26 protein-coding genes are annotated in these 25554 nt (G+C 58.2%); 14 read left to right on the top strand and 12 right to left on the bottom strand.

All coding sequences use genetic code 11. From position 1 onward, the window contains the following. The first annotated feature begins 58 nt into the window (after positions 1 to 58). A complete protein-coding gene (locus ACR0KM_RS13645; RefSeq protein WP_480859018.1) occupies positions 59 to 559 on the top strand; it encodes an FxsA family protein in 501 nt (166 codons plus the stop codon). A 54-nt stretch (positions 560 to 613) separates the two neighbouring features. Next, complete coding sequence (gene secB, locus ACR0KM_RS13640) at positions 614 to 1117, top strand: protein-export chaperone SecB (RefSeq protein WP_480823797.1); 504 nt, start codon at positions 614 to 616, stop codon at positions 1115 to 1117. Between the two features lie 27 nt (positions 1118 to 1144). Here secB and dnaQ read toward each other — a convergent pair whose 3' ends face one another. Genes dnaQ through ACR0KM_RS13620 form a run of 4 tightly spaced genes read right to left on the bottom strand, consistent with a single transcriptional unit; the run spans position 1145 to position 3879 of the window. Next, a complete protein-coding gene (gene dnaQ / locus ACR0KM_RS13635) occupies positions 1145 to 1867 on the bottom strand; it encodes a DNA polymerase III subunit epsilon (RefSeq protein ID WP_480823799.1) in 723 nt (240 codons plus the stop codon). Continuing rightward, positions 1860 to 2453 carry a dephospho-CoA kinase gene (coaE, locus tag ACR0KM_RS13630; protein ID WP_480859019.1) on the bottom strand — a complete coding sequence of 198 codons (594 nt, stop codon included), beginning with the start codon at positions 2451 to 2453 and terminating at the stop codon, positions 1860 to 1862. Before coaE ends, dnaQ begins: the two co-directional genes overlap by 8 nt. After that, positions 2450 to 3283, bottom strand: coding sequence for a shikimate dehydrogenase (locus ACR0KM_RS13625; RefSeq protein ID WP_480823803.1), 834 nt, complete (start codon positions 3281 to 3283; stop codon positions 2450 to 2452). The genes coaE and ACR0KM_RS13625 overlap by 4 nt, the downstream gene beginning before the upstream one ends. Next, on the bottom strand, positions 3280 to 3879 hold the full coding sequence (locus tag ACR0KM_RS13620) for a Maf family protein (RefSeq protein WP_480859022.1): 600 nt from the start codon (positions 3877 to 3879) through the stop codon (positions 3280 to 3282). The genes ACR0KM_RS13625 and ACR0KM_RS13620 overlap by 4 nt, the downstream gene beginning before the upstream one ends. A gap of 406 nt (positions 3880 to 4285) precedes the next feature. On the opposite strand from ACR0KM_RS13620, the gene ACR0KM_RS13615 reads away from it, so the two are divergent. The 7 genes from ACR0KM_RS13615 to ACR0KM_RS13585 all read left to right on the top strand — a co-directional run bounded on the left by ACR0KM_RS13615 (position 4286) and on the right by ACR0KM_RS13585 (position 11660). Then, complete coding sequence (locus tag ACR0KM_RS13615) at positions 4286 to 4735, top strand: CopD family protein (protein ID WP_480859025.1); 450 nt, start codon at positions 4286 to 4288, stop codon at positions 4733 to 4735. A gap of 123 nt (positions 4736 to 4858) precedes the next feature. After that, entirely contained in the window at positions 4859 to 6130 is a 1272-nt protein-coding gene (rho, locus tag ACR0KM_RS13610) for a transcription termination factor Rho (protein WP_170656900.1), read from the top strand. Between the two features lie 31 nt (positions 6131 to 6161). Further along, positions 6162 to 7448, top strand: a complete 1287-nt coding sequence (gene mnmE / locus ACR0KM_RS13605; RefSeq protein WP_480859027.1) for a tRNA uridine-5-carboxymethylaminomethyl(34) synthesis GTPase MnmE — start codon at positions 6162 to 6164, stop codon at positions 7446 to 7448. Between the two features lie 12 nt (positions 7449 to 7460). Continuing rightward, positions 7461 to 9329 carry a tRNA uridine-5-carboxymethylaminomethyl(34) synthesis enzyme MnmG gene (gene mnmG / locus ACR0KM_RS13600; protein WP_480859029.1) on the top strand — a complete coding sequence of 623 codons (1869 nt, stop codon included), beginning with the start codon at positions 7461 to 7463 and terminating at the stop codon, positions 9327 to 9329. Further along, positions 9326 to 9949, top strand: coding sequence for a 16S rRNA (guanine(527)-N(7))-methyltransferase RsmG (gene rsmG / locus ACR0KM_RS13595; RefSeq protein WP_480859031.1), 624 nt, complete (start codon positions 9326 to 9328; stop codon positions 9947 to 9949). Before mnmG ends, rsmG begins: the two co-directional genes overlap by 4 nt. Then, entirely contained in the window at positions 9942 to 10745 is an 804-nt protein-coding gene (locus ACR0KM_RS13590; RefSeq protein ID WP_480823816.1) for a ParA family protein, read from the top strand. Before rsmG ends, ACR0KM_RS13590 begins: the two co-directional genes overlap by 8 nt. 21 nt (positions 10746 to 10766) lie before the next feature. After that, positions 10767 to 11660 (top strand): ParB/RepB/Spo0J family partition protein, encoded by an 894-nt coding sequence (locus ACR0KM_RS13585; RefSeq protein ID WP_480859032.1) that lies wholly within the window; start codon positions 10767 to 10769, stop codon positions 11658 to 11660. Here ACR0KM_RS13585 and ACR0KM_RS13580 read toward each other — a convergent pair. The 4 genes from ACR0KM_RS13580 to rph are packed head-to-tail and all read right to left on the bottom strand — an operon-like array spanning position 11650 to position 14475. Beyond that, positions 11650 to 12003 (bottom strand): YbaN family protein, encoded by a 354-nt coding sequence (locus ACR0KM_RS13580; protein WP_480823820.1) that lies wholly within the window; start codon positions 12001 to 12003, stop codon positions 11650 to 11652. The two genes, ACR0KM_RS13585 and ACR0KM_RS13580, sit on opposite strands and share 11 nt — an antisense overlap. Positions 12004 to 12006: 3 nt before the next feature. Beyond that, a complete protein-coding gene (gene hemW, locus ACR0KM_RS13575; RefSeq protein ID WP_480859035.1) occupies positions 12007 to 13161 on the bottom strand; it encodes a radical SAM family heme chaperone HemW in 1155 nt (384 codons plus the stop codon). Then, positions 13151 to 13765 carry an RdgB/HAM1 family non-canonical purine NTP pyrophosphatase gene (gene rdgB / locus ACR0KM_RS13570; RefSeq protein WP_480859037.1) on the bottom strand — a complete coding sequence of 205 codons (615 nt, stop codon included), beginning with the start codon at positions 13763 to 13765 and terminating at the stop codon, positions 13151 to 13153. Before rdgB ends, hemW begins: the two co-directional genes overlap by 11 nt. After that, entirely contained in the window at positions 13762 to 14475 is a 714-nt protein-coding gene (gene rph / locus ACR0KM_RS13565) for a ribonuclease PH (RefSeq protein ID WP_180885575.1), read from the bottom strand. The genes rdgB and rph overlap by 4 nt, the downstream gene beginning before the upstream one ends. A gap of 112 nt (positions 14476 to 14587) precedes the next feature. On the opposite strand from rph, the gene hrcA reads away from it, so the two are divergent. Both hrcA and ACR0KM_RS13555 read left to right on the top strand, forming a co-directional pair. Further along, positions 14588 to 15652 carry a heat-inducible transcriptional repressor HrcA gene (gene hrcA, locus ACR0KM_RS13560; RefSeq protein WP_480823826.1) on the top strand — a complete coding sequence of 355 codons (1065 nt, stop codon included), beginning with the start codon at positions 14588 to 14590 and terminating at the stop codon, positions 15650 to 15652. A gap of 10 nt (positions 15653 to 15662) precedes the next feature. Then, positions 15663 to 16226: a nucleotide exchange factor GrpE gene (locus ACR0KM_RS13555; protein ID WP_480823828.1), complete on the top strand. Its 564-nt coding sequence runs from the start codon at positions 15663 to 15665 to the stop codon at positions 16224 to 16226. A gap of 58 nt (positions 16227 to 16284) precedes the next feature. Here ACR0KM_RS13555 and mutS read toward each other — a convergent pair whose 3' ends face one another. Then, positions 16285 to 18897, bottom strand: coding sequence for a DNA mismatch repair protein MutS (gene mutS, locus ACR0KM_RS13550; RefSeq protein ID WP_480859269.1), 2613 nt, complete (start codon positions 18895 to 18897; stop codon positions 16285 to 16287). 157 nt (positions 18898 to 19054) lie between these two features. On the opposite strand from mutS, the gene ACR0KM_RS13545 reads away from it, so the two are divergent. Then, positions 19055 to 21310, top strand: a complete 2256-nt coding sequence (locus tag ACR0KM_RS13545) for an NADP-dependent malic enzyme (RefSeq protein WP_480823830.1) — start codon at positions 19055 to 19057, stop codon at positions 21308 to 21310. 3 nt (positions 21311 to 21313) lie between these two features. Beyond that, entirely contained in the window at positions 21314 to 22186 is an 873-nt protein-coding gene (locus tag ACR0KM_RS13540) for a ribokinase (protein WP_480859039.1), read from the top strand. Here the strand turns inward: ACR0KM_RS13540 and msrA are convergent. The 3 genes from msrA to ACR0KM_RS13525 form a co-directional block, all read right to left on the bottom strand. After that, positions 22183 to 22854 (bottom strand): peptide-methionine (S)-S-oxide reductase MsrA, encoded by a 672-nt coding sequence (gene msrA, locus ACR0KM_RS13535; protein ID WP_480823834.1) that lies wholly within the window; start codon positions 22852 to 22854, stop codon positions 22183 to 22185. The genes ACR0KM_RS13540 and msrA overlap by 4 nt on opposite strands. Before the next feature lie 105 nt (positions 22855 to 22959). Next, the gene (locus ACR0KM_RS13530; RefSeq protein ID WP_480859040.1) at positions 22960 to 23241 is read right to left on the bottom strand and encodes an SCP2 sterol-binding domain-containing protein; all 282 of its coding nucleotides are present in this window, start codon (positions 23239 to 23241) and stop codon (positions 22960 to 22962) included. Between the two features lie 136 nt (positions 23242 to 23377). Continuing rightward, positions 23378 to 24604, bottom strand: coding sequence for an argininosuccinate synthase (locus tag ACR0KM_RS13525; RefSeq protein ID WP_480823839.1), 1227 nt, complete (start codon positions 24602 to 24604; stop codon positions 23378 to 23380). 142 nt (positions 24605 to 24746) lie between these two features. Here ACR0KM_RS13525 and ACR0KM_RS13520 point away from each other — a divergent pair, with 142 nt between their 5' ends. Further along, entirely contained in the window at positions 24747 to 25511 is a 765-nt protein-coding gene (locus tag ACR0KM_RS13520) for a hypothetical protein (protein WP_480859042.1), read from the top strand. Positions 25512 to 25554: the final 43 nt, after the last annotated feature.

Here is a 25554-nt window from a genome sequence, read left to right as displayed (position 1 = left end):
ATGTAGGTGACTGTCGGGGCCAAGTCCACAGCCCGGCACATGCTAAAGGATACCGCAAATGTACTTGTTCCTGGCTTTTTTATTGGTTCCGATCATCGAGATCGCCCTGTTCATTCAGGTTGGCGGCCTGATCGGCCTGTGGCCAACGCTTGCGATTGTGGTTCTGACAGCGGTGCTGGGCACTGTTCTGGTGCGGACACAAGGCCGCATGGCGCTGGCCAATCTGCAGCGGTCCTTTGCCGAATTGGACGATCCGACTGAACCTTTGGCCCATGGGGCGATGATCCTGCTGTCGGGCGTTTTGTTGCTGACTCCGGGGTTTTTCACCGATGCGGTTGGTTTTGCTCTGCTTGTTCCGGGGATCCGCGTGGCGGTATTCCGCTATCTCAGGTCCAAGGCCACTATCACCCATTTCCAGATGGGCACCGGCGCTCAGTTCCGATCCGGCGCGAACCCGTTTGAACAAGACGATGTGATTGACGGAGAGTTTACCGAGGTGCGACCCCGTCAGGACCCTGCAAAGCCCTCGAAATGGGTGGAAGGCCCCCACCAGCATTGAGCTACCCGGCCCAACTTGTTAAGCAGTGGCGAATTTTAGTTTCGGAGTAGATCGATGGCCGACGAAGACGCCACAGAAAACACCGCGGCTCAGGCCGCCCCGCAAATCCAGATGCGTGTTCTGGGACAGTTCATTCGCGACATGTCCTTTGAAAACGTGATGGCGCAGAAAGGCGTCTCGGGCGATGTACAGCCCGAGATTTCGGTTCAGGTCAATCTGGACGCCAAAAAACGCCCGGCGGACCACCAGTTTGAGGTTTCCATCAAGCTGAAACTGACCTCGAAGGCGAAAGGCATGGAGGACGTTCTGTTCCTGTGCGAGCTTGACTATTGCGGTCTGTTCCACGTCGAAGGCGTGCCCGAGGATCAGCTGCACCCGTTCCTGATGATCGAATGCCCACGGATGCTGTTCCCGTTCCTGCGCCGCATCGTCAGCGACATCACCCGCGACGGGGGTTATCCGCCGGTCAATTTGGACAACATTGATTTTGTCGCCCTGTATCGCAATGAACTGGCGCGCCGTCAGGCCGCGGCACAGGCGCAGCAGACCGACGCCTAAACATCCTGACCCGCGCCATGGCTTGGGTCAGGCGCGGGTCCACAGGGCGTTATCGCCCAGTTTTTCGACAAATTCCTCATGCGCGGCGCGTTCATCCTCGGTGATCCGGGATGGCAAAGCGGTCGGGCGCGCAGTGGGCCGCCATGCATCGGCCCCACCCGCAGCATTCGAAGTGGCGGTGGACAAGCCGAAATCCGGCTGCCGTCCACCAATCAGTTCCAAATATACCTCAGCCAGAATTTCCGAGTCGAGCAGAGCGCCATGCAGCACACGGTTCGAGTTGTCGATACCAAACCGCCGACAGAGCGCATCCAGCGAGGCGGGCGAGCCTGGAAACCGTTTGCGCGCGATGGCCAGTGTATCGATGGCCTGATCCATTGGGATCAGCGACGCACCCATCCATTTGAGTTCCGCATTCAGGAACTTCATATCGAACGAGGCGTTGTGGATCACCAGCTTGGCGTCACCGACAAAGTCCCGAAACCCCTGACCGACTTTGGCAAAGACAGGTTTGTCCTTCAGCGTCACCTCGCCCTTTTCCGGCGGGCGCGGGTTTTCCAGCAGGTCGGGGCCGATGCCATGCACGCCGAACGCCTCATCCGGCATCCCGCGTTCGGGGTTTATGTAGACGTGATAAGTCTCGCCCGTGGCCACATGGTTCCACAGCTCGACCGCGCCGATCTCGACAATGCGGTCGCCGGTCTCGGGGTCAAAGCCCGTAGTTTCGGTGTCCAGTACAATCTCACGCATCTGCGATCCCCGCCCGTATCTGCCTGACCACATCCTGCACCTGCGCGCGGGCGTGGTCCAGCGTATCTGTCACGATCACAAAATCCGACCGCGCACATTTCTCGTCATTCGGCATCTGCTTGGCGCGGATCTGTTCGAACTGCGCCTCGGTCATAGTACCGCGTTCCATCACCCGGCGTTTTTGTTCGTCCGCCGGGATCGAAACACATGCGACAGCATCCATTGCTGCGTCACCTCCGGTTTCGAACAGCAGCGGAATATCAAAAACCAGAATATCGGCATCAGAACTGGCCCGAAAGGCCGCCCGATCCGCAGCAACAAGCGGATGCACAATCGCCTCAATCCGTTTCAGTGCCGAGGCGTCCGCAGCAATGATCCGCTTCAGCGCGTCGCGACTGACTGCACCTTCAATTATTGCGTCGGGGAAAACCTCTCGCATCGGCGCAACCGCTGCGCCGTCGGGCGCATACAGCCGATGCACCGCCGCATCCGCATCCCAGACAGCGCAGCCTTCGACTGCGAACAGCTGCGCCGTGGTGCTTTTGCCCATCCCGATCGAACCGGTCAGACCCAGCGCGAAACTCATGCCAGGACTGCCGCGCGTAGGTGATCATCCACCTCGGGACGAATACCAAACCAGCGCTCAAAACCGGGCACCGCTTGATGCAGCAACATACCGAGGCCATCGACCGTGGTGCATCCGGCCTCTTCCGCCGTTTGCAGCAGCCGGGTTCTTAACGGCGCGTAGACCAGATCGGTGACAACTGCGCCCGGTTGCAGCCCGTCCAAAGGCACGCGCAGTTCCGGCTGGCCCTGCATGCCCAACGAGGTTGTGTTCACCACAAGTTCAGCGTTTTCGATCACGTTCCCGGCCTGTACCCAGTCGACCACTGTGATCCGCTGGCCGAATTCCTCTTTCAAGTGTTCCGCACGGGCGCGCGTCCGGTTGGTCAGCAATATTTCTGGCACACCTGCTTCGGCCAAAGCCTGCAGCACCGCGCGCGCAGCGCCACCAGCTCCGAACACAACCGCAGGGCCGTCACCCGGAACCCAATCAGGCGCACCGCCGCGCAGGTTTTGCATGAAGCCATAGCCATCGGTGTTGTCCGCATGGATCGATCCATCCTCGCGGAACACCAGCGTGTTCGCTGCGCCAATCACTGATGCCCGGTCCGAGACGTGATCCGCCAACCTCAGCGCGGCCTCTTTATGCGGTACGGTGATATTGGCCCCGACAAAACCCGCCTTTGGCAACGTGCGCAGGACCTGTTCCAGATCCGCCGGTGCCACATCCATCGGAATATAATGCCCGGCCAGCCCATAAGACTTTAGCCAATGCCCATGCAAGGTCGGAGACTTGGAATGCGCAATAGGGTGTCCGATCACCCCGGCCAGAGGAATTCGGGTCTTGGTCATTGATCAATCACACCTTTGATGGCCAGAAAATTCAGCAGCTCAAGCAGAGGCATACCCAAGACGTTAAAATAGTCTCCGTCAATGGTGGCAAACAAACGCACGCCTTCTTCCTCAAGCTTATACGCGCCGACCGCGTGGCGAATACTGTCCCAGTTCCGGTCGATATAGTCGCGCAGGTAAGCGTCCGAGCTCATCCGCATGCGCAATCTGACCTGCCCGACATGCCGCCAGATCGGCTCGGACCCCTGATAGATCACCGCCGCCGACAACAGCATATGCCGCTTGCCCCGCATCGCCTTGAGCTGCGCCAGCGCATCCTCGGGGCTTTGCGGTTTCGACAAAAGCTGACCGTCGAAATCCAGCACCTGATCACAGCCCAGCACCATCGCGCCGGGGTTCTTGTCGCTGACCTTGCGCGCCTTCATCTCGGCCAGCGTATCGGCGATATCGCGCGGTGCCGCTCCCTCGGCCGACAGCGCCCTCTTGGCGGTTTCTTCATCCACGCGCGCGGTCTGCACATCGAAAGGGACCCCGGCGTTGCGCAGCATTTGCGCCCGAATGGACGACCCCGAGGCCAGCAGTATGGGGACAGACATGTGGAAAACCCCCTGTGTAAATCGTTGAGTGTTCCTGAATGGTTTGTATGGTTTTCCGGTTGACACGCAAGCCCGGGATTTTGGCGCGAAACTTCCCCGAGTCGTTCGAACGCCATCCAATCTGGGTAAGGATAACTGGGGCACACAGGATAACTGGAATATCCTGATTTACCCTGAGAGTTATCCCCATACGCGATGACGTTAATAGAACTCAAGTATTTGATAAATATAGATTTATATCTTTCACCAACAGAATCATTGCCGGCCTTTGGAATTCCATCCACCTGGGGAAAACCCATGGGCAAAAAAGTAATCCACGGATTTTACGCTCCCTACAAAACCATCATCCTTTTTCTTTTCTTATTTTTTTATTAGGGAGGATCCCGAACAACGCTCGGAGCCGGCGATGACCGATCTTCTTTTCACGATATACCCGTGGGTGAAGTCACTGCATATCATGGCCGTGATTTCGTGGATGGCCGGTCTGTTCTATTTGCCCAGACTATTTGTCTATCACGTCGAAAAGGCACAAGTCGTCGACGGCGCAGAACAGATTTTCTTTGAAATGGAAGAAAAGCTGCTGCGCGTTATCATGCGTCCTGCGATGATCGTATCATGGGGTTGCGGCCTGATTATGGTCTTCACACCGGGTATTGTCGGCTGGGACTGGAGCTGGCCCTGGATCAAAGGTGCGGCGGTGATTGCCATGACCTGGTTCCATCATTGGCTGATGGCGCGGCGCAAGGATTTCCTTGAAGGGCGAAATACGCTCACTGGGCGGCAATACCGCATGATGAACGAGGTTCCGACCCTTTTGATGGTTGCCATCGTTCTGGCCGTCGTTGTGAAGTTCTGAGGCGCCATTTGACTCCGCCCGTCGGGACACATATGTAGAGTTCAACACGCCCGTCCGGGCGGCGTATCTTCCGTGCTGAAATTTCAATCCGTGCCGCGAACTCAAGCGGTGAAGGTATCTATCATGACAACTGAATCCCTGAATCTGGCCGATCTGAAAGCCAAAAGCCCCAAAGACCTTCTGGCGATGGCCGAAGAGCTGGAGATCGAAAACGCCTCGACCATGCGGAAGGGCGAGATGATGTTCCAGATCCTGCGCGAACGCGCGGATGAGGGCTGGACCGTCGGCGGCGATGGCGTACTTGAGGTTCTGCAGGATGGCTTCGGCTTTCTGCGCTCGCCTGAGGCGAACTATCTGCCGGGTCCGGATGACATCTATGTCTCGCCCGACATGATCCGCCTGCATTCGTTGCGTACCGGAGACACGGTTGAAGGTGAGATCAAAGCGCCGGATGACAATGAGCGTTATTTTGCGTTGACCAAGGTCACCAAGATCAACTTTGAAGACCCCGAAAAGGCCAAGCATAAAATCCTGTTCGACAACCTGACGCCTCTGTACCCGGATGAACGTCTGAAGATGGAGATCGAGGACCCGACCATCAAGGACAAGTCGGCCCGTGTGATCGACCTGGTCTCGCCCATCGGTAAAGGACAGCGGTCGCTGATCGTGGCGCCGCCGCGGACCGGTAAAACCGTGATCCTGCAGAACATCGCGCATTCGATCGAACAGAACCACCCCGAATGCTACCTGATCGTCCTGCTGATCGACGAACGCCCAGAAGAGGTGACCGACATGCAGCGTTCGGTGAAGGGTGAGGTTGTGTCCTCGACCTTCGACGAACCGGCAACGCGCCATGTGGCCGTGTCGGAGATGGTGATCGAAAAAGCTAAGCGTTTGGTCGAACACAAACGAGATGTTGTTATTCTTCTCGATTCGATCACAAGACTTGGTAGGGCGTTTAACACCGTTGTCCCATCCTCGGGTAAGGTTCTGACCGGTGGTGTGGATGCGAATGCGCTGCAACGGCCCAAGCGGTTCTTTGGTGCGGCGCGGAACATTGAAGAGGGTGGCTCGCTGACCATCATCGCCACCGCGCTGATCGATACCGGCAGCCGGATGGACGAGGTGATTTTTGAGGAATTCAAAGGCACTGGCAACTCGGAGATTGTTCTGGATCGTAAGATCGCAGACAAGCGCGTGTTCCCGGCCATCGACATCCTCAAGTCCGGCACCCGGAAAGAGGACCTGCTGGTCGACAAGGGCGATCTGGCCAAGACTTTCGTTCTGCGCCGTATCCTCAACCCGATGGGCACGACTGACGCGATCGAGTTCCTGTTGTCCAAGTTGAAACAGACCAAAACCAACGGCGAGTTCTTCGATTCGATGAACACCTGAGGCCGAACCGGCACTGTCGCGGGGGCTATCCATGGATACGATATTCGCCCTGGCCAGCGCCCAGGGCAAAGCGGGCGTCGCGGTCATCCGTCTTTCTGGGCCACAAGCCCACAAGACGGCGAACGCACTGGCAGGGGGTGGCCTTCCGCCGCGTGGGATGCATCTGCGCACGCTCCGCACGCCTGATGGTGCTCGGCTGGATGATGGTCTTGTGCTGAGTTTTCAGGCCCCCGCCAGCTTTACGGGCGAGGATGTGGCCGAGTTGCAAATCCACGGCAGCACCGCCTCGGTCAATGCAGTTTTGCGTTGCCTGTCGGACATGGAAGACCTGCGTCTGGCCGAGCCCGGAGAGTTCACGCGTCGTGCGCTGGAGAATGGCAAGATGGATCTGGCGCAAGTCGAAGGTCTTGCCGATCTGATCGATGCCGAAACCGAAGCACAACGCAAACAGGCGCAGACCATACTGGCTGGGGCGTTGGGAACACTAGCTGAAGGTTGGCGGCGTGATCTGATCCGAGCCGCGTCTTTGCTTGAGGCCGTGATTGATTTCGCGGACGAGGAAGTTCCGACCGATGTTACACCTGAGGTTCGCACGCTGATCTCTGGTGTGAAAAACGATCTGACGCGTGAAGCCAGCGGTGTTCAGATCGCTGAACGCATACGGTCTGGCTTTGAGGTGGCGATTGTCGGCCTTCCGAACGCTGGAAAGTCCACACTGTTGAATGCGCTTGCTGGTCGCGAGGCGGCGATTACATCCGAATACGCGGGCACCACGCGTGACGTGATAGAAGTGCGGATGGATCTGGCTGGCCTGCCGGTCACTCTGCTGGATACGGCCGGTTTGCGGGAAACCGAGGATCACGTCGAAAACCTTGGCATTGAATTGGCACGTCACCGAGCTGAAACGGCCGACCTGCGTGTATTTCTAACCGATACGCCGAAGGCCTTGGGCATAGCCATGCAAGCCGGTGATATTCATGTTCTGCCGAAATCTGACCTTCGCCAAGAACCCTCGTCTGGAATTTCAGGCAAAACGGGTCAGGGTATTGATCAGTTAATTGACAAGATATCGCGTGAGCTTAGTGGTCGAACTACTAGCTATGGTATCGCAACACGAGAAAGGCACCGGGTCGCTATGCTGCGGGCAAGTGAGGCACTGACAGCCGCACAGGAGGTTCTGGAATCAGGCCCCGATATGTATGATATAGCGGCAGAAGAGCTGCGCACCGCCATCCGTGCGCTTGAATCTCTGGTAGGCAGAATAGATGTTGAGACACTTCTGGACGAGATTTTCGCCAGCTTCTGTCTGGGTAAGTAAGGAGTGTTTCACGTGAAACATCCAGATTTTGATGTTGTCGTCATAGGTGCAGGTCACGCAGGCGCCGAAGCCGCCCATGCAGCGGCCCGAATGGGTGCGTCTGTTGCTTTGGTAACGCTTTCCGATAAAGACCTTGGCGTAATGTCCTGTAATCCCGCGATCGGAGGGCTTGGCAAGGGTCACCTTGTCAGAGAGATTGACGCCCTGGATGGAGTAATGGGGCGAGTGGCAGACCAGGCTGGTATCCAGTTTCGTTTGCTGAATCGTCGCAAGGGCCCAGCAGTTCAAGGACCGCGGGCGCAGGCTGATCGGTCCTTGTATCGCGCTGCAATGGTCCGGGAGACGCAGAAGCAACAGAATCTGACAATTGTCACAGGTGAGGTGACTGATTTCCGAATGGACGGAGATCGCATCACCGGTGTTGTCCTGGCGGATGGCTCAGAGATCGTGTCAACAACAACGATCCTGACCTCGGGTACGTTTCTGCGCGGTGTGATTCATATTGGCGATGTCTCCAAACCTGGGGGGCGGATGGGTGACCGACCGTCCGTCAGACTTGCGCAACGTTTGGATGGGTTTTCGCTTCCGATGGCGCGTCTCAAAACCGGTACGCCACCGCGGCTGGATGGACGAACGATCAACTGGGATTGCCTCGAACGGCAAGATGGCGATGAGGAGCCGTCCCTGTTCTCGTTTTTGTCCCGCGCGACGGTCGCGCCTCAAATTGCGTGTGGTATCACGCACACGAACGCTCAAACACATGACATCATTCAACGAAATCTCTCAAAATCGGCTATGTATGGTGGCCGCATAGATGGCGTCGGCCCACGCTATTGCCCATCGATCGAAGACAAAATCGTGAGATTCGCTGACAAGGACTCGCATCAGATATTCCTTGAGCCAGAGGGCATTCAAGACCACACCGTGTATCCCAATGGCATCTCGACATCGCTTCCGCAGGATGTGCAGGTTGACTATGTAAGATCGATCAAAGGTCTTGAGCACGCTGAAATACTGCAACCGGGTTACGCAATAGAATATGACTATGTGGACCCAAGGGCATTGAACGCTTCTTTGTCTCTTCCGGAGGCTCCGGGGTTATATCTTGCGGGTCAAATAAATGGCACCACCGGATATGAAGAGGCCGCCGCGCAGGGTTTGGTCGCTGGCCTGAACGCAGCCAGAGAGGTGCGAGGCTTGCCACCGGTGCAATTTACCCGTTCGGATAGTTATATCGGGGTGATGATCGATGATCTCACAACACGCGGAGTCGCCGAGCCTTATCGCATGTTTACGTCTCGTGCCGAATTCCGCCTTTCTTTACGTGCCGACAACGCGGATCAACGTCTGACACCGCTTGGCATAGAGTTGGGGTGCGTAGGAGAACCGCGTCGTGCTGCTTTCTCGAAGAAAGTGGATAAGTTAAATGCGGTGAAATCTAAACTGACTGATCGAACCTACACACCGAAGGAAATCAAAGCCTCAGGCATACATGTCAATCAGGATGGAAACCGGCGGGATGGAATGGCCGTTTTGGCGTTTCCAGATGTTTCTTTCGAAGATCTATTCAACCTTGAACCAACGCTGAGCGATACCGACATCGAGACGCGCCGTCAGATTGAGAGGGATGCGTTATACGCAAACTATATTCTGCGACAGCAGCGCGATGTCGAAGCCATGAAGCGGGATGAATCCCATGTAATTCCAAATGGTTTTGACTACTTCGCGCTTGATGGTCTGTCGGCCGAGATGAAGCAGAAACTTTCTCAGGCGAAACCAGCCAATATTGCTCAGGCGGGGCGCGTAGAAGGGGTCACGCCAGCCGCTTTGACCTTGGTACTGGCCAAGCTCCGGCGCGACATGAAAGTGCGCAAGGCATGAGTCTGGCGCAGAGCGCGGTCCCAGGTGACTTGGATGTTTCACGTGAAACATTGGATCGGTTGCGTAAATATGTTGATCTGGTAGAGCGCTGGAATCCCAGGATCAATCTGGTCTCGAAGAACAGCCTTAAGGATATCTGGATTCGGCACATTCAAGATTCTGTCCAGGTTTTCCGAAGCGCTGACGCAGCGACTCATTGGGTCGATCTGGGAAGCGGAGGGGGCTTCCCCGGCATGGTTTGCGCGATCATGGCGATTGAGAATGCTCCGAATACGCGGTTCACATTGGTCGAGAGTGACCAGCGGAAATCGGCGTTTTTGCGCAATGTGGCACGTGAATGCGAAGCCAATTGCAAGGTCATTTCAAAGCGAATCGAAAGTGTGGAACCGTTGTCTGCCGACGTGCTCTCCGCTCGGGCGCTCGCGGACCTGCGCAGCCTCTTGTCCTTTTGTGATCGACATTTAAGCCCCCGTGGCACTGCTCTGTTGCCAAAGGGCGCAAGCTGGAAAAAAGAACTGGAAGATGCGCGCAAGGAATGGAGTTTCGACGCCACGCCGATTACAAGTTTAACCGAACCTCAAGCTGTTATCCTGAAGATCAAAGGAGTCACTCGTGATTGATCTGTCTCGCCCGGACGGCCCCCGGATTATCGCGGTCGCCAACCAAAAGGGCGGGGTGGGAAAGACAACGACGGCGATTAACCTTGCTGCAGGACTGGCAGAGGCAGGTTGTAAGGTCCTTGTCGTGGATCTAGATCCGCAAGGGAATGCGTCGACAGGTTTGGGTGTCGAGGATCGAGACTGGACCACATATGATCTTATTCTGGACGACGCACCCCTAGAGGCCGTGGTGCAGGAGACCGAGATTGACAATCTTTACGTGGTCCCGGCGACCGTCGACCTTAGCTCAGCGGATATTGAGCTGATTTCGAACGAAAAACGCAGCTACCTGCTGCATGATGCGCTGCGCCAGACTGCGATTGATGCTTTTGATCTGGATTTCGTGCTGATCGACTGCCCGCCATCGCTGAACTTGCTGACCGTTAACGCTATGGTTGCGGCGCATTCGGTGCTTGTGCCGTTGCAAAGCGAATTCTTTGCCCTTGAAGGTCTGTCGCAGCTCATGCTGACCATTCGAGAGGTTCGTCAGACCGCGAATCCGGACCTCAGAATCGAAGGTGTTGTGTTGACCATGTATGACAACCGCAACAACTTGTCCCGTCAGGTTGAAAAGGATGCACGTGACAATTTGGGCGAGATGGTATTTAAAACCAAGATACCCCGGAATGTAAGGGTGAGCGAAGCGCCATCATATGCGCTGCCTGTGCTGCAATATGATTCCGGGTCTCTCGGTGCCATGGCTTATCGGCATCTGGCCCGAGAGATCATGCACAAGAACAACAAGGTCGCTGCCTAAACGACCGCGAGGAGGGCAACTATGAGCGTCAAGAAAAGCAAATCCCGAGGGCTGGGCCGTGGTTTGTCGGCCTTGATGGCCGATGTGACCCCCGAAGCGGATGGCCGGATCACAGCCGAGCCGCGCCGCCCGGACCTGAAGGTTCCGATTGAAAAGCTGCAGGCAAACCCGGATCAGCCGCGCCGACGATTTGCGCAAGAGCAGTTGGATGAGCTTGCGGCGTCGGTCAAGGAAAAGGGAATCATTCAGCCTTTGATCGTCCGCAGTATCGCGGGTGGGCAGTATGAAATCGTCGCGGGCGAACGTCGCTGGCGTGCGGCCCAAATGGCGCAACTACATGAAATTCCAGTGATTGTTCGTGAATTCGATGATACCGAAGTGCTTGAGGTTGCGATCATCGAGAATATTCAGCGCGCAGATCTGAATGCGGTGGAAGAGGCGGCCGGGTTCAAACAACTGATGGATCGTTTTGGCCATACGCAGGAAAAACTGGCCGAGGCTTTGGGTAAAAGCCGCAGCCACATTGCCAACCTGCTGCGTCTGCTGTCGTTGCCGATGGATGTACAGACGCTGGTGATCGAAGGCAAACTGTCAGCGGGTCATGCCCGCGCGTTGATCACCGCTGAAAACCCCTCGGACCTGGCAAAACAGGTGGTGCGATCCGGGCTGTCGGTGCGTGCGACCGAGGCGTTGGTCAAGAAACAGCAGGCAGGCCCGGACGCGCCCGCCCCGCGGTCCAGAAACCTGAATGCTGGGAAGGACGCCGACACCCGTGCACTTGAAAAGGACCTTTCGGCCATTCTGGCGATGAAGGTGACAATCAACCACAAGGCCGGTTCTGAGACGGGGCAGGTTGTGTTGACTTATGAGAATCTGGATCAGCTTGACGATCTTTGCGCCAAGCTCAGCCGTTAGGGCGGGTCCAGATAAAGGTCAATACGCCGCCCAGGGTTATGGCCTGGATGATCAGCACGTAGACGGGCACCGATATCACAACAGACAGGCCAAACACGGCGGCGATCGATAGGGTGGCCGCCCTTTTTGCAGCGGGACGAATTGCGCCCGAGCTTTGCCAATCCATGATCAGGGGCCCGAAGGTTCGGTGCCCAAGCAACCAATCATGCAGCCGCGAAGATGAGCGGGCAAAGAAGAACGCGGCGAGCAGTAGAAACGGGACAGTCGGCAGCAGCGGCAGGGCGATGCCGATCATCGCAAGTGCAACGCAGAGCAAACCCAGACCGGCCCAGAGATACTGCATCATCTACTCCAACAGATCCCGGATCACGGCGTTCAGCACCGCACGTCCGTCAGGGGTTGCGCGGAGCCGGTTTTCATCAACCGCAACCATCCCCAGATCGGCCAGCGCAGCAAGGCGATCTTCAGGCAGTACACAGCCTGCCAGTTTCTGATACCTGTCAATATCTAGTCCTTCCGATAGCCGGAGACACATCATAAGGTATTCAAAAGCCTGATCTTGCGGGCTGAGTTCGGTCCGCATGCTCTCACCCCGTCCGGCCTCGGCTGCTGACAGCCATTTGGCCGGTGACAGAAAGGTCTCGGTTGCGAATTTGCGTTCGTTCAGGGTGATCCGCCCATGCGCGCCGGGGCCAATACCGACATAGTCGCCGTAGCGCCAATAGATCAGATTATGCTGCGATTCCGTGCCGGGGCGGGCGTGGTTCGAGACCTCATAGGCGGGCAGGCCGTGTGCTTCGCAGATCTCTTGCGTGGCCAGATACATATCGGCGGCGTGATCGTCTTCGGGCAGGCCGCGCAGTTTGCCCACCGCATAGCGGTCGCCAAAGGCGGTGCCCTCTTCGATGGTCAGTTGGTAGAGCGACAGGTGATCGACGGCCATCGACAGCGCTTCGGTCAGCTCAGCCCGCCAATCCTCCAGCGTCTGGTGCTGGCGGGCATAGATCAGATCAAAGCTGACGCGATCGAAGCAGGTCCGCGCGATGTCAAAGGCGGCGCGGGCCTCGGCGACGGTGTGGATACGGCCCAATCGGCGCAGGTCATCATCGTTCAGTGCCTGAACGCCCATCGAAATACGGTTCACACCCGCATCACGATAGGCGGCGAAGCGCCCGGCCTCGACCGAACCAGGGTTTGCTTCGAGCGTAATTTCCATATCGTTGGCGGGACGCCAGAGTGCGCGCGCTTCGTCAATCGCGGCAGCAATGGTTTCCGGGTCCATCAACGAGGGGGTGCCACCGCCGAAAAAGATCGTGTTCAGCACCCGGTCAGGTGTTTCGGTCGCAGAGCGGCGCAGCTCACTCAGATACGCTTCAAGCCATTGTTTTTGATTAATATTACGGGAAACATGGCTGTTGAAATCGCAATAGGGGCACTTGGCCTCGCAAAAGGGCCAATGCACATACAGGCCAAAGCCTCCGTTGCGCCAATCATCCGCCAAAGCAGCCTTTCACGAACATCTCCACCGCGCGGCCGCGATGGCTGATCTTGTTCTTTTCCCAGCGGTCCATCTCGGCAAAGGTAATGTCGTGGCCATCGGGGACAAACATTGGGTCATAGCCGAAACCATCTTTGCCACGGATCGGCCATGTCAGATGACCTGGGGCCACACCCTCGAACACTTCGTCATGGCCGTCGGGCCAGGCCAGAACCAGCGTGCAACGGAATTGCGCGGTGCGGGGATGGGGGGCGTTCTTCGCCTCTAGCGCATCATGCGCGCGGGTCATCGCCATCAGGAAATCACGGCCATTGCCGGTTTCGGCCCAGTCGGCGGTATAGACGCCGGGTGCGCCGTCCAGCGCGTCGATGGTGATCCCGGAATCGTCCGACAGGGCAGGCAGGCCGGTCGCCTTGGCTGCAGCATGGGCCTTGATCCGGGCATTGCCGACAAAGGTATCCTCGGTTTCCTCAGGCTCGGGCAGGTTCATCTCATCTGCGCCAACGACGGTCACGCCGAAGGGTTCCAGCAGGTGCGCGACCTCTTCCAGTTTGCCCTTGTTGTGGGTGGCGACCAGCAGCCGGTCGCCCTCAAACTTGCGGGTCATGCGGTGGCCGCTTTCTGTGCGGCGGCCAGTTCGCTAACGCCTTTCTCAGCCAGGTCCATCAGTTGATCCATCTGCGCACGGCTGAAGACCGAGCCTTCGGCGCTCATCTGTACTTCGATCAGCTTGCCCGAGCCGGTCATGATGAAGTTGCCATCAACACCGGCCTCGCTGTCTTCTGGGTAGTCGAGGTCCAGCACGGGCTGACCCGCGTAGATGCCGCAAGACACAGCCGCCACCGGATCAACCAGCGGATCGCTGATTACATCACCGGCTTTCATAAGTTTGTTCACCGCCAGACGCAGCGCGACCCAACCACCGGTGATCGACGCGCAGCGGGTGCCGCCGTCGGCCTGAATGACATCGCAATCGACGGTGATCTGACGCTCGCCCAAGGCAACCCGATCCACGCCCGCGCGCAGGGCACGACCGATCAGGCGTTGGATCTCCACGGTACGACCACCTTGTTTGCCGCTGGCAGCCTCGCGCCGCATCCGCGTGTTGGTTGCGCGGGGCAGCATGCCGTATTCGGCAGTGACCCAACCCAAGCCCGAACCCTTGATGAAGGGCGGCACGCGGTCTTCGATCGTGGCGGTACACAGCACATGGGTGTCGCCCATCTTGATCAGGCAGGACCCTTCGGCATGTTTGGTGAAGCCTGTCTCGATGGAAACAGCGCGCATTTCGTCTAGATTACGTCCTGAGGGTCGCATGGGCATTCCTTTATCTGTTGGGTTTGGGATACCGCCCTGCAGCGTTACGATGCAACCCCGATTGACCTTTCATTTGCCTGCGATTTAATGACAATCCAGCAGGGGGCCGCTGATGAGCGAAGCGAGCAAAATTCTGAATGAGATGAACGACCGGTCGCGCGAGGTGTTCCGGCTGATCGTTGAAAGCTATCTTGAAAGCGGTGAGCCCGTCGGCAGCCGCACATTGACACGCACGCTGTCGGAAAAAGTCAGTGCAGCCACGGTGCGCAATGTGATGCAGGATCTGGAATTTCTGGGTCTTCTGGACAGTCCGCATGTCAGCGCCGGACGGATTCCGACCCAGCAGGGGTTGCGGATGTTCGTGGATGGATTGCTGGAGGTTGGCGATCTGGGCGCAGCTGATCGGCAGAAGCTTGATGAGACATTAGGCTCTAACGCAGGCGATGTTGGTGGAATGCTAGACCGTGTGGGGTCGGCCTTGTCGCATGTGACGCAAGGGGCGTCGCTGGTTTTGACGCCCAAACATGAGGCCGAGATCAAGCATATCGAGTTTGTCTCGTTGGGCCATGACCGGGCTTTGGTGGTTTTGGTGTTTTCGGACGGGCACGTGGAAAACCGGCTGTTCACACCCCCGCCCGGACAGACCCCCAGTTCGATGCGGGAGGCTGCGAATTTTCTGAACGCACTGATCGAGGGGCAGACGCTGAGCGAGGTACGGCGTCAGATGTTGTCGCAGATTGATGCGCGAAAACAGGAAATCGACAATCTGGCCCGCGAGATGGTGGAAAGCGGAATCGCAGCCTGGGAGGGCAGTGGTAGCGACTCGGAGCGCTTGATCGTGCGCGGGCGGGCGAATCTGCTGGGCGATCCGGGTCAGGCCGAAGAGCTGGACCGAATCCGGACGCTGTTTGATGATCTGGAACGTAAACGTGATATCGCGGAATTCCTGGAATTGACCGAAGATGGCGAGGGTGTGCGCATTTTTATCGGCTCTGAGAACAAACTTTTCTCACTTTCGGGTTCCTCTTTGGTGGTGTCTCCATATATGAACGCTGATCGAAAGATAATCGGTGCGGTCGGGGTCATTGGACCCACGCGTTTGAACTATGGACGGATCGTGCCGATCGTGGATTATACGGCGCAACTGGTCGGCAAGTTGATATCCGACCGGAGCTAGAGGGTAAGAGATGGCAGAGCCCAAGAACGAAGATTTTCTGGACGACATCATGTCCGCCGAGGCGGAAGAATTTGCCGAAGATTTTGCTGAGATCAGCGAAGAGGCGCTTGAAGTCGATCAACTGCGCGCTGAGCGTGATGATTACAAAGACAAATTCATGCGCGCGCTGGCGGATGCCGAGAACGCACGTAAGCGCGGCGACAAGGCGCGTCGGGATGCGGAACAATATGGCGGGTCGAAGCTGGCGCGCGATATGCTGCCGGTTTACGACAACATGAAACGCGCGCTTGAGGCCGCAACCGATGAGCAGAAAGAGGTTGCTGCTGGTCTGCTGGAAGGTGTCGAGTTGACCATGCGGGCGCTGAAAGACGTGTTCCAGAAGCATGGGATTGAGGTGATTACGCCCGAAGTTGGCGATCGGTTCGATCCGAATGTGCATGAGGCGATGTTTGAGGCACCGGTGCCGGGGACACGCGCAGGGGATATTATTCAGGTCTCTGCGGAAGGGTTCATGCTGCACGACCGGTTGCTGCGTCCGGCGCAGGTTGGGGTGTCGTCCACGCCTGCGAGTTGATTGGCCTCTGCGAGGTCAAGCCTTCGGCGAGAGTATTTTTGAAAAGATGAAGAGGCGGTCAGGGTTTGGCCGCCTCTTTCAGTTTGTAGATCAGGTCGAGCGCTTCGCGGGGGCTGAGTTCGTCGGGGAGGATGTCGTTCAACATATCCGTGACGGGCGAGGCCTTGGGCGTGGGTGGAGGTGGTGGCGCGGCTGAGAACAGGGGCAAGTCGTCGATCAGAGCTTTTTGCTTGCCGCCTTCACGTTCGGTTTTTTCCAGTTGTTCAAGGACGGTGCGGGCGCGGTCGACCACCGCTGTGGGTAGGCCGGCAAGTTGCGCGACCTGAACGCCGTAGGATCGGTCGGCGGCACCTTTGTGGACTTCGTGCAGGAAAATGACCTCACCTTCCCATTCTTTGACGGCGACGGTGGCGTTGTCGACGCCTTCGAGTTTTCCGGCCAAGGCGGTGAGTTCGTGGTAGTGCGTGGCGAACAGAGCACGGCATTGGTTGGCTGCGTGCAGGTGCTCCAGCGTGGCCCAGGCGATGGAGAGACCGTCATAGGTGGCGGTGCCGCGGCCGATTTCATCCAGGATCACCAGCGCGCGGTCGTCCGCTTGGTTGAGGATAGCGGCGGTTTCGACCATTTCAACCATGAAGGTTGAGCGGCCTCTGGCAAGGTCGTCAGAGGCTCCGACCCGACTGAAAAGCTGGCTGATGACGCCGATATGGGCCTGTTCTGCCGGAACGTAGCTGCCCATTTGGGCCAGCAGAGCAATCAGCGCATTTTGGCGCAGGAAAGTGGATTTACCAGCCATGTTGGGACCGGTCAGCAGCCAGATGGCGGCTCCGTCTTCGGCGCTCAGCTCACAATCATTGGCGATGAACGCGTCGCCGCTTTGTTGGCGCAGGGCGTGTTCGACCACGGGATGACGACCCGCTTGGATGTCGAAGGCGCGGGAGGTGTTGACTTGAGGGCGGCACCAGTTTTCGCCGCGTGCCAGATCGGCCAATGCAGTGGTCAGATCCAGTTCGGCCAGCCCTCGGGCGGCCTGGTTCAAACGGGCGGCTTGGGTCAGTATTTCGCCAGAAAGTCTTTGATAGAGTCTTTTTTCAATGTCCAGAGCCAGATTTCCCGCGTTTAGAATGCGGGTTTCGATCTCGGACAATTCGACGGTGGTGAACCGCACTTGGTTGGCGGTGGTCTGGCGGTGTATATAGGTTTCCGAGAATGGCGGGTTCAGCATCTTCTCCGCATGCGTCGCCGTGGTTTCGATGAAATACCCCAGCACGTTGTTGTGCTTGATTTTCAACGAGGTGATGCCGGTGTGCTCTGCGTATTTCTGCTGGAACCCGGCGATGACAGATCGGCCTTCGTCACGCAGGGTGCGGGCTTCGTCCAGTTCGGCGTCGAAGCCGGGCGCGATGAATCCTCCGTCGCGTGCTAGCAGAGGTGGTTCCGCCACAAGCGCTTCGTCTAGCAGGGTCAGTAGGTCATCAAAGCCGACAAGGTTCTTAACTGCGGTTGCCAGCAATCCCGGCAAGTCATGAGTGTCGCACAACTCGGCAATGATTGCAGCTTGCGCCAGCCCGTTGCGGATGGCGGCCAGATCGCGGGGGCCGCCGCGTTCCAGAGACAGGCGCGACAGGGCGCGGTCCAGATCAGGGGTTTTGCGCAAGGCTTCGCGTAGATCCGATGCGATCAGGCCGTCCTCAACCGCGAAACTGACCGCGTCCAGCCGAGCGTGGATCACGTCCAGATTGCGCGATGGGCTGGACAGGCGTTGTTCCAGCAGCCGCGCACCGCCCGGCGTCACGGTCCGATCCACCACGGACAGAAGTGAGCCTGCACGTCCACCCGACAAGGATCGCGTCAGTTCCAGGTTGCGGCGCGTGGCGGCGTCGATCTGCACCACGCGGTCTTCGGATTCCTTCAAAGGCGTTTGCAGCAGGGGCAGTTTGCCCTTTTGTGTGATCTCCAGATAGTCGATCAGTGCGCCCATCGCCGAAACCTCGGCGCGGGTGAACGCGCCGAAGGCGTCCAGTGCGCCCACGTTGAATAGCGCGCAGATACGTTTTTCCGCCGCGGTGCTGTCGAAACTGGCGCGGGCTATTGGGGTCAGTGAGATACCCAGATCGCGCGCCGCTTCCTGCAGGTCCTGCTCAGATCCATCGGCCACGATCAGTTCGGACGGGGCCAGCCGCGCGAGTTCCGGGCTGAGCCGCGCGCCGGTCAGTGGCATGACGTGAAACGCACCCGTCGAGATATCGGCCCAGGCCAGTGCGGCCTCGTCCCGAACTGGCGAGTAGGTGGCCAGAAAGTTGTGACGGCGGGCTTCCAGCAGGGCGTCTTCGGTGAGTGTGCCGGGCGTCACCAGACGGACGACATCTCGCCGAACCACTGATTTAGAGCCTCTTTTCTTCGCCTCAGCCGGGCTTTCCATCTGTTCACACACGGCGACGCGAAACCCTTTTCGGATCAGGGTCAGCAAATAGCCTTCGGCGGCGTGAACAGGAACGCCGCACATGGGAATGTCCGAGCCATTGTGCTTGCCACGCTTGGTCAGGGCGATGTCCAGCGCCTCGGCGGCATTCACCGCATCCTCAAAAAACATCTCGTAGAAATCGCCCATGCGGTAGAACAGCAGGGCGTCGGCATGGGCCTCTTTGATTTCGAGATATTGCGCCATCATTGGCGTGACTGTGGACAAGGCTGTTCCCTTCTGGCGTGCTCCGGGCGACCTTACAAACCCGGCTCGTGCGACGAAAGGCGAAATCTATTGCCGTTGAGGCCCGCGCGCGCCTGCGTTATGACGCATCAGCCCTGAAGTCATGGAAACGACCCTTAAAATGCCCAAAACGAAGATTACAAAAGAAGAGGCGCTGGCCTTTCACCTGGACCCGACCCCCGGCAAGTGGGAGGTGCAGGCCACCGTTCCCATGACCACCCAGCGCGATCTGTCGCTGGCCTATAGCCCCGGCGTCGCTGTTCCATGTGAAGCCATCGCCGAAGCGCCCGAGACAGCCTATGACTATACCAACAAGGGCAATTTGGTCGCCGTGATTTCGAACGGAACTGCTGTTCTGGGCCTCGGCAACCTGGGCGCGCTGGGCGGGAAGCCGGTGATGGAGGGTAAGGCGGTTCTGTTCAAGCGCTTCGCCGATGTGAACTCGATCGATATCGAGTTGGACACGGAAGACCCGGATGAGTTTTGCCGCGCTGTTCGTCTGATGGGGCCGACCTTTGGTGGCATCAACCTTGAGGATATCAAAGCGCCTGAGTGTTTCATCATCGAACAGCGCCTGAAGGAAGAGATGGATATCCCGGTCTTTCACGATGACCAGCACGGGACTGCGGTGATCTGTGCGGCGGGGCTGCTGAACGCGCTGCATATCTCGGGCAAGAAGATCGAGGATGTGAAGATCGTTTTAAACGGCGCGGGCGCGGCGGGGATTGCCTGTATCGAACTGCTCAAGTCGATGGGTGCGCGGCATGAAAATTGCATCGTCTGTGACACCAAAGGTGTGATCTATCAGGGCCGGACCGAGGGGATGAACCAGTGGAAATCAGCCCATGCGATTTCGACGGAATTGCGCACGCTTGAGGAGGCGATGAAAGGCGCGGACGTGTTCCTTGGCGTGTCGGTGAAAGGCGCGGTGACGCAAGATATGGTCGCCAGCATGGCCGATAATCCGGTGATCTTTGCGATGGCAAATCCTGATCCCGAGATCACTCCGGAAGAGGCGCATGAGGTCCGCGTGGACGCAATTGTTGCCACCGGGCGTAGCGATTATCCCAATCAGGTCAATAACGTGCTGGGTTTCCCATACCTGTTCCGCGGTGCTTTGGACATCCATGCGCGGGCCATCAATGACGAGATGAAGATCGCCTGCGCCCATGCGTTGGCCAATCTCGCGCGCGAGGATGTGCCTGATGAGGTCGCCATGGCCTATGGCAAATCGCTGACCTTTGGCCGTGATTACATCATCCCCACCCCGTTTGATCCGCGCCTGATCCACCGCATCCCGCCCGCCGTTGCCAAGGCCGGGATGGATACCGGCGCGGCGCGGCGTCCGATCATCGATATGGACGCTTATGAGCTAAGCCTGAAATCCCGTATGGACCCGACGGCGAGCATCCTGCGTGGCCTGAACGCCCGAGCGCGTCAGGCTCAAAGCCGGATGATCTTTGCCGAGGGCGACGACCCGCGCGTGTTGCGTGCGGCGGTGACCTATCAGCGCTCGGGCTTTGGCAAGGCGCTGGTGGTTGGCCGTGCCGATGAGGTCAAGCAAAAGCTGGAAGAGGCCGGCCTGGGCGATGCTGTGCGCGAGTTGGAGGTGGTGAACGCCGCCAATACCACCCATCTGGATGCCTATAAGGACTTTCTGTACCAGCGCCTGCAGCGCAAAGGCTTTGACCGTAAGGACATCCACCGTCTGGCCGCGCGCGACCGGCATGTGTTCTCATCCCTGATGCTGGCACATGGCCATGGCGATGGTCTGGTAACCGGGGCCACGCGCAAATCGGCGCACGTGCTGGACCGGATCAACCATGTGTTTGACGCCGATGCCGCAAATGGAGCGGCAGGCGTGACCGCGCTGCTGCATAAAGGTCGGATTGTTCTGATCGGTGATACGCTGGTGCATGAATGGCCGGATGAAAACGATCTGGCCAATATCGCCGAACGCTCGGCCGCCGTGGCCCGCCATATGGGTCTGGAGCCCCGCGTGGCCTTTGTCAGCTTTTCGACCTTCGGGTATCCGGTCTCAGAACGGGCCGAGAAAATGCACCGTGCCCCTGCGGTTCTGGATCAGCGTGGCGTGAATTTCGAATATGAAGGCGAGATGACAGTGGACGTTGCCCTGAACGTCGATCAGCAGGCCGGTTACCCGTTTCAGCGGCTCACCGGACCGGCCAATATCCTGATCGTTCCGGCGCGGCATTCGGCTTCTATTTCCACCAAACTGATGCAGGAGATGGGCGGAGCCACCGTGATCGGGCCGATCCTGTCCGGGATCGACAAGCCGATTCAGATCTGCTCGACCGTTTCGACGGCGAATGACATCCTGAACATGGCCATTCTGGCCTCTTGCGATATTGGATAGGCCATGACGATCTGGAACCTGGGCTCGATCAATGCGGATATGGTCTATGCCCTGCCGCATCTACCGAAGGCTGGCGAAACCCTTGCGGCAGGTAGGCTTGACCGGTTTCTGGGCGGCAAGGGGGCCAATATGTCTGTCGCCGCGGCCCGTGCGGGGGCGCGGGTGGCGCATATCGGGGCCGTCGGGCCGGATGGGCGCTGGGCGCGTGACCGTCTGACCGAATATGGGATCGATACCCGCTGTATTGCTGAGGTCGACACGCCCACTGGTCACGCGATCATTGCGGTGGATGCCGAAGGCGAAAACCTGATCATCCTCTACCCCGGGGCCAACCACGCGCTGGAGGTTCAGCAGCTGCAACAGGCCTTGGGCGAGGCCATCACCGGGGACGTTCTGGTGATGCAGAACGAAACCAACGCGCAGGTCGAGGCCGCACGTCTGGGCCGCGACCTTGGCCTGACCGTTTGCTACGCCGCGGCCCCGTTTCAGGCGGATGCAGTTCAGGCTGTCCTGCCGTTTCTCGATTTCCTGATCCTCAACGAGATCGAGGCCGAGCAGCTGCAGGCCGCATCAAGCCTCGCGCCCTCGGACCTGCCGGTCGAGCATGTGATTGTGACGTTGGGGGCGAAGGGCGCACGGTACTACCAGCGCGGTCATGATCCGCTGGATTTCGCCGCCCACAAAGTTGACGCCGTCGACACCACGGGCGCAGGGGATACGTTCACCGGATATGTGCTGGCAGGGATGGACCGGGGGATGCCGATGGGGCAGGCGATCGCTCAAGCGATGCGTGCCGCGGCCCTTATGGTCACGCGGCACGGTACAGCAGATGTTATTCCGGATTTGAAAGAGGTGCGCGCGGCGCAGCTCGATTAAGATCCGACGAATGGTGCGTCGCTGCCCCACAGTTGCTTGACGCGGGCGTCGCGGCCGCAAGCGTTGCGGTAGGCCTTATAGGCGTTCTTCTGACGCTTGGGTCCAAAGCGGGTAAGAACCAGCTTGTCCCCCTTGTAGTAGTCCTGATGGTATTCCTCTGCCGGATAGAACGCGCCTTCCTGCAATATCGGCGTCACAACAGTTTGTCCCAAAGCCCGCTGAGCATCGGCTTTGGCCTGTTGGGCAAGCGCCTTTTCGCCAGCGTTAGAGACGAATATTGCCGTGCGATAGCTGTTCCCGCGGTCGCAAAACTGGCCGCCCGCGTCGGTGGGGTCGACAGAACGGAAGAACATATTCAACAGCGTTTCACGTGACACGCGGGCTGGGTCGAAGGTGATTTGAACCGCCTCGTAATGACCGGTGCCACCTTTGGACACCTGATCATAGGTCGGGTTCGCCGCTTTACCGCCGGTAAAGCCCGAAATGGCCTCGATCACGCCGGGAACGGATTCAAAATCTGATTCGACGCACCAGAAACACCCTCCTGCAACCGTCAGCGTCTCGGTTCCCGCCGCAGGCGCAGGCAGAGCGCGGAGCATGGCCGTCAGCAGGATCAGTGCAAACAACAATGAGGGTTTGAAGTATTCAAGGTAAACGGTCCGGGTCATGGCAGGTCTCCTTCCGAGACCAAGCTGCCCTCAGTTTCGCGCGCTTGCAATGCACTGACATGGTTTGTCACGGGCTGGTGAGACGAGTTTATCCGTGATCACCCGTTACCCCAGCAACTGCCCCAGCTTCATCGCCACACCCATATTGCCCGAGATTTTCAGCTTACCGAGCGCCACGCCGGTCATCGGATTCAGCTTTCTGGTCAGAAGTTTGGTCAGATTCTCGCGCGAGATGCGGATGGTGCAATCGGTATCGCGATCCTGCGTCGAGGCGGTGTTATCGGCCAGAACGATCACGCCATCCTCACCGCAGTCGAATTTCAACGACCCGTCAAAGCCCTTCCCATTCAGACCTTTCTGAATTCCGTCGGCGATATCCTGCAGCATAGCCCGTCCTTTCCTGAGTTGACGTATGCGTAGAGAAAAATCGCCACGTCGGGCAAGCCTGACCCAACGGGAAGCGCGCAAAGAAAAACCCCGGTGCCCATTGGGGCACCGGGGCTGGTCTTCGGATTGAAAGCTCTTACTTGCCCAGCCGCTTGTCGCGCGCTGCCAGCAGTTTCAGGCGCAGCGCATTCAGTTGGATGAAGCCTGCCGCGTCTTTCTGGTCATAGGCACCGGCGTCTTCCTCGAAGGTCACATGCGCCTCGGAATACAGCGAGTGATCCGACCAACGACCAACGGTCGAAGCCAGACCTTTGTACAGTTTCACGCGGACGGTGCCGGTGACGTGTTCCTGCGAGCGGTCGATGGCGGCCTGCAACATCTCGCGTTCGGGCGAGTACCAGAAGCCGTTATAAATCAGCTCGGCATATTGCGGCATCAGCTGATCTTTCAGGTGCATCGCGCCACGGTCCATGGTGATGGACTCGATACCGCGGTGTGCTTCCAGCAGGATTGTGCCGCCCGGGGTTTCGTAGATGCCGCGCGATTTCATACCGACAAAGCGACCTTCGACCAGATCGAGACGGCCAATGCCGTGCTTGCCGCCATATTCGTTCAGCTTGGTCAGGATGGTGGCCGGGCTCATCGCCTCGCCATTGATGCTGACCGCGTCGCCTTTTTCAAAGCCGATCTCGATGAACTCGGGCTCATTCGGCGCGTCCTCGGGGTGGACGGTGCGCTGGTAGACATAGTCGGGCGCCATATCGGCGGGGTCTTCCAGAACCTTACCCTCGGACGAGGTGTGCAGCAGGTTGGCATCGACCGAGAACGGCGCCTCACCACGTTTGTCCTTGGCAATCGGGATCTGGTTCTGTTCGGCGAACTCCAGCAGCTTGGTGCGGCTGGTCAGGTCCCATTCGCGCCACGGAGCAATGACCTTGATATCGGGGTTCAGCGCGTAAGCCGCCAGTTCGAACCGCACCTGATCGTTGCCCTTGCCGGTCGCGCCGTGGGCCACGGCATCCGCACCGGTGGCTTCGGCAATCTCAACCAGGCGTTTCGAGATCAGCGGGCGCGCGATCGAAGTCCCCAGCAGGTACAGCCCCTCATACTGCGCATTTGCACGGAACATGGGGAAGACGAAATCGCGGACGAATTCCTCGCGGATGTCCTCGATATAGATGTTCTCGGGCTTGATCCCCAGCAGCTCGGCCTTTTGGCGGGCGGGCTCCAGTTCCTCACCCTGACCCAGATCGGCGGTGAAGGTCACGACCTCACACCCATACTCGGTCTGCAGCCATTTCAGGATGATCGAGGTATCAAGGCCACCGGAATAGGCCAGAACAACTTTCTTGGGCGCGGACATCTGACTTCCCCTTATACGTAAGACGCTTGGCCCCTAGCGGGTTTTGAAACCGGGGGCAAGTTATCTGCGTTGACGCTGGGCGGGAATTAGGGTGAAACGGGCGGATAGAGAACAAGGATTGGTTGAGAGAGCGGTTTTCAGGATGTTGGGGCTCGAGATATTTGTGCATTCGATCAAGATGGTGTTGAGAAACCTCAAACCGGCGCTTCAGATTTCACTGGTACCCGCACTGGTCGCGGGCGTATTGGCTATTGCGTTGTTTCTGATCTTCGACGTGCCGCTGGAAGAGTTCGACAGCGCAACCGGCGATCCCGATGAATCGGCCCTGATGTCGATTCTGGGTTTTGTCTTCAGCCTGATGATCGTCGTGTTCGGAACCATCCTCTGGATTGTCGTCTCGTGGCACCGATTTGTTTTGCTTGAGGAATATCCAACCGGCTTCTTGCCAAAGTTCAGATTTGACCGGGTGCTTGCCTATTTCGGGCGTCTTTTGATGTTGTTAATCCTTGGTGCAATCGTGCTTGTGCCGGTCTCTTTTGTTGTGGGGGTCGCTGTGCAGGCCTCGGTCGCGGCAGGTGTGGCGGTCTGGCTTGTGGTTATCGCGTTGATGACGGTTGGGTTCTATCGCCTGTCGCCGATCCTGCCGGGTGCCGCGATTGGCCGGTCGATCGCGATCTCCGAGGCGTGGAATGCGACGGCAGGGTTCTCGGGCGCTCTCCTGGTACTTGTGGTGCTTTCGGTGTTGTTTCAGGTGTTGTTGCAAAGTCTGTCGTCACTGTTGCTGCTGGTTCCGGTCATTGGCGTATTGGTTGTCGTGTTCGCGGGTATGTTGATCGTGCCTTTGATCAACGTGAGCATCCTGACCACACTCTACGGCGTCTTCATCGAAAAACGCGAACTCTCCTGACGGCCCGTACACATATGTATTCCTTGCCCTATCGCTCAGGATA

The sequence above is a fragment of the Ruegeria sp. G10 genome (assembly GCF_056533645.1).
Note: the sequence above shows the minus strand (reverse complement) of the source record. Positions and strands in the feature narration are given on the sequence as shown.

Excerpts from the sequence above, each read along its gene's own strand:
- ACR0KM_RS13645 (WP_480859018.1), top strand. The coding sequence starts at position 59 with ATGTACTTGTTCCTGGCTTTTTTATTGGTTCCGATCATCGAGATCGCC.
- secB (WP_480823797.1), top strand. The coding sequence starts at position 614 with ATGGCCGACGAAGACGCCACAGAAAACACCGCGGCTCAGGCCGCCCCG.
- dnaQ (WP_480823799.1), bottom strand. The coding sequence starts at position 1,867 with ATGCGTGAGATTGTACTGGACACCGAAACTACGGGCTTTGACCCCGAG.
- coaE (WP_480859019.1), bottom strand. The coding sequence starts at position 2,453 with ATGAGTTTCGCGCTGGGTCTGACCGGTTCGATCGGGATGGGCAAAAGC.
- ACR0KM_RS13625 (WP_480823803.1), bottom strand. The coding sequence starts at position 3,283 with ATGACCAAGACCCGAATTCCTCTGGCCGGGGTGATCGGACACCCTATT.
- ACR0KM_RS13620 (WP_480859022.1), bottom strand. The coding sequence starts at position 3,879 with ATGTCTGTCCCCATACTGCTGGCCTCGGGGTCGTCCATTCGGGCGCAA.
- ACR0KM_RS13615 (WP_480859025.1), top strand. The coding sequence starts at position 4,286 with ATGACCGATCTTCTTTTCACGATATACCCGTGGGTGAAGTCACTGCAT.
- rho (WP_170656900.1), top strand. The coding sequence starts at position 4,859 with ATGACAACTGAATCCCTGAATCTGGCCGATCTGAAAGCCAAAAGCCCC.
- mnmE (WP_480859027.1), top strand. The coding sequence starts at position 6,162 with ATGGATACGATATTCGCCCTGGCCAGCGCCCAGGGCAAAGCGGGCGTC.
- rsmG (WP_480859031.1), top strand. The coding sequence starts at position 9,326 with ATGAGTCTGGCGCAGAGCGCGGTCCCAGGTGACTTGGATGTTTCACGT.
- ACR0KM_RS13585 (WP_480859032.1), top strand. The coding sequence starts at position 10,767 with ATGAGCGTCAAGAAAAGCAAATCCCGAGGGCTGGGCCGTGGTTTGTCG.
- ACR0KM_RS13580 (WP_480823820.1), bottom strand. The coding sequence starts at position 12,003 with ATGCAGTATCTCTGGGCCGGTCTGGGTTTGCTCTGCGTTGCACTTGCG.
- rdgB (WP_480859037.1), bottom strand. The coding sequence starts at position 13,765 with ATGACCCGCAAGTTTGAGGGCGACCGGCTGCTGGTCGCCACCCACAAC.
- rph (WP_180885575.1), bottom strand. The coding sequence starts at position 14,475 with ATGCGACCCTCAGGACGTAATCTAGACGAAATGCGCGCTGTTTCCATC.
- hrcA (WP_480823826.1), top strand. The coding sequence starts at position 14,588 with ATGAGCGAAGCGAGCAAAATTCTGAATGAGATGAACGACCGGTCGCGC.
- ACR0KM_RS13555 (WP_480823828.1), top strand. The coding sequence starts at position 15,663 with ATGGCAGAGCCCAAGAACGAAGATTTTCTGGACGACATCATGTCCGCC.
- mutS (WP_480859269.1), bottom strand. The coding sequence starts at position 18,897 with ATGATGGCGCAATATCTCGAAATCAAAGAGGCCCATGCCGACGCCCTG.
- ACR0KM_RS13545 (WP_480823830.1), top strand. The coding sequence starts at position 19,055 with ATGCCCAAAACGAAGATTACAAAAGAAGAGGCGCTGGCCTTTCACCTG.
- ACR0KM_RS13540 (WP_480859039.1), top strand. The coding sequence starts at position 21,314 with ATGACGATCTGGAACCTGGGCTCGATCAATGCGGATATGGTCTATGCC.
- msrA (WP_480823834.1), bottom strand. The coding sequence starts at position 22,854 with ATGACCCGGACCGTTTACCTTGAATACTTCAAACCCTCATTGTTGTTT.
- ACR0KM_RS13530 (WP_480859040.1), bottom strand. The coding sequence starts at position 23,241 with ATGCTGCAGGATATCGCCGACGGAATTCAGAAAGGTCTGAATGGGAAG.
- ACR0KM_RS13525 (WP_480823839.1), bottom strand. The coding sequence starts at position 24,604 with ATGTCCGCGCCCAAGAAAGTTGTTCTGGCCTATTCCGGTGGCCTTGAT.
- ACR0KM_RS13520 (WP_480859042.1), top strand. The coding sequence starts at position 24,747 with ATGTTGGGGCTCGAGATATTTGTGCATTCGATCAAGATGGTGTTGAGA.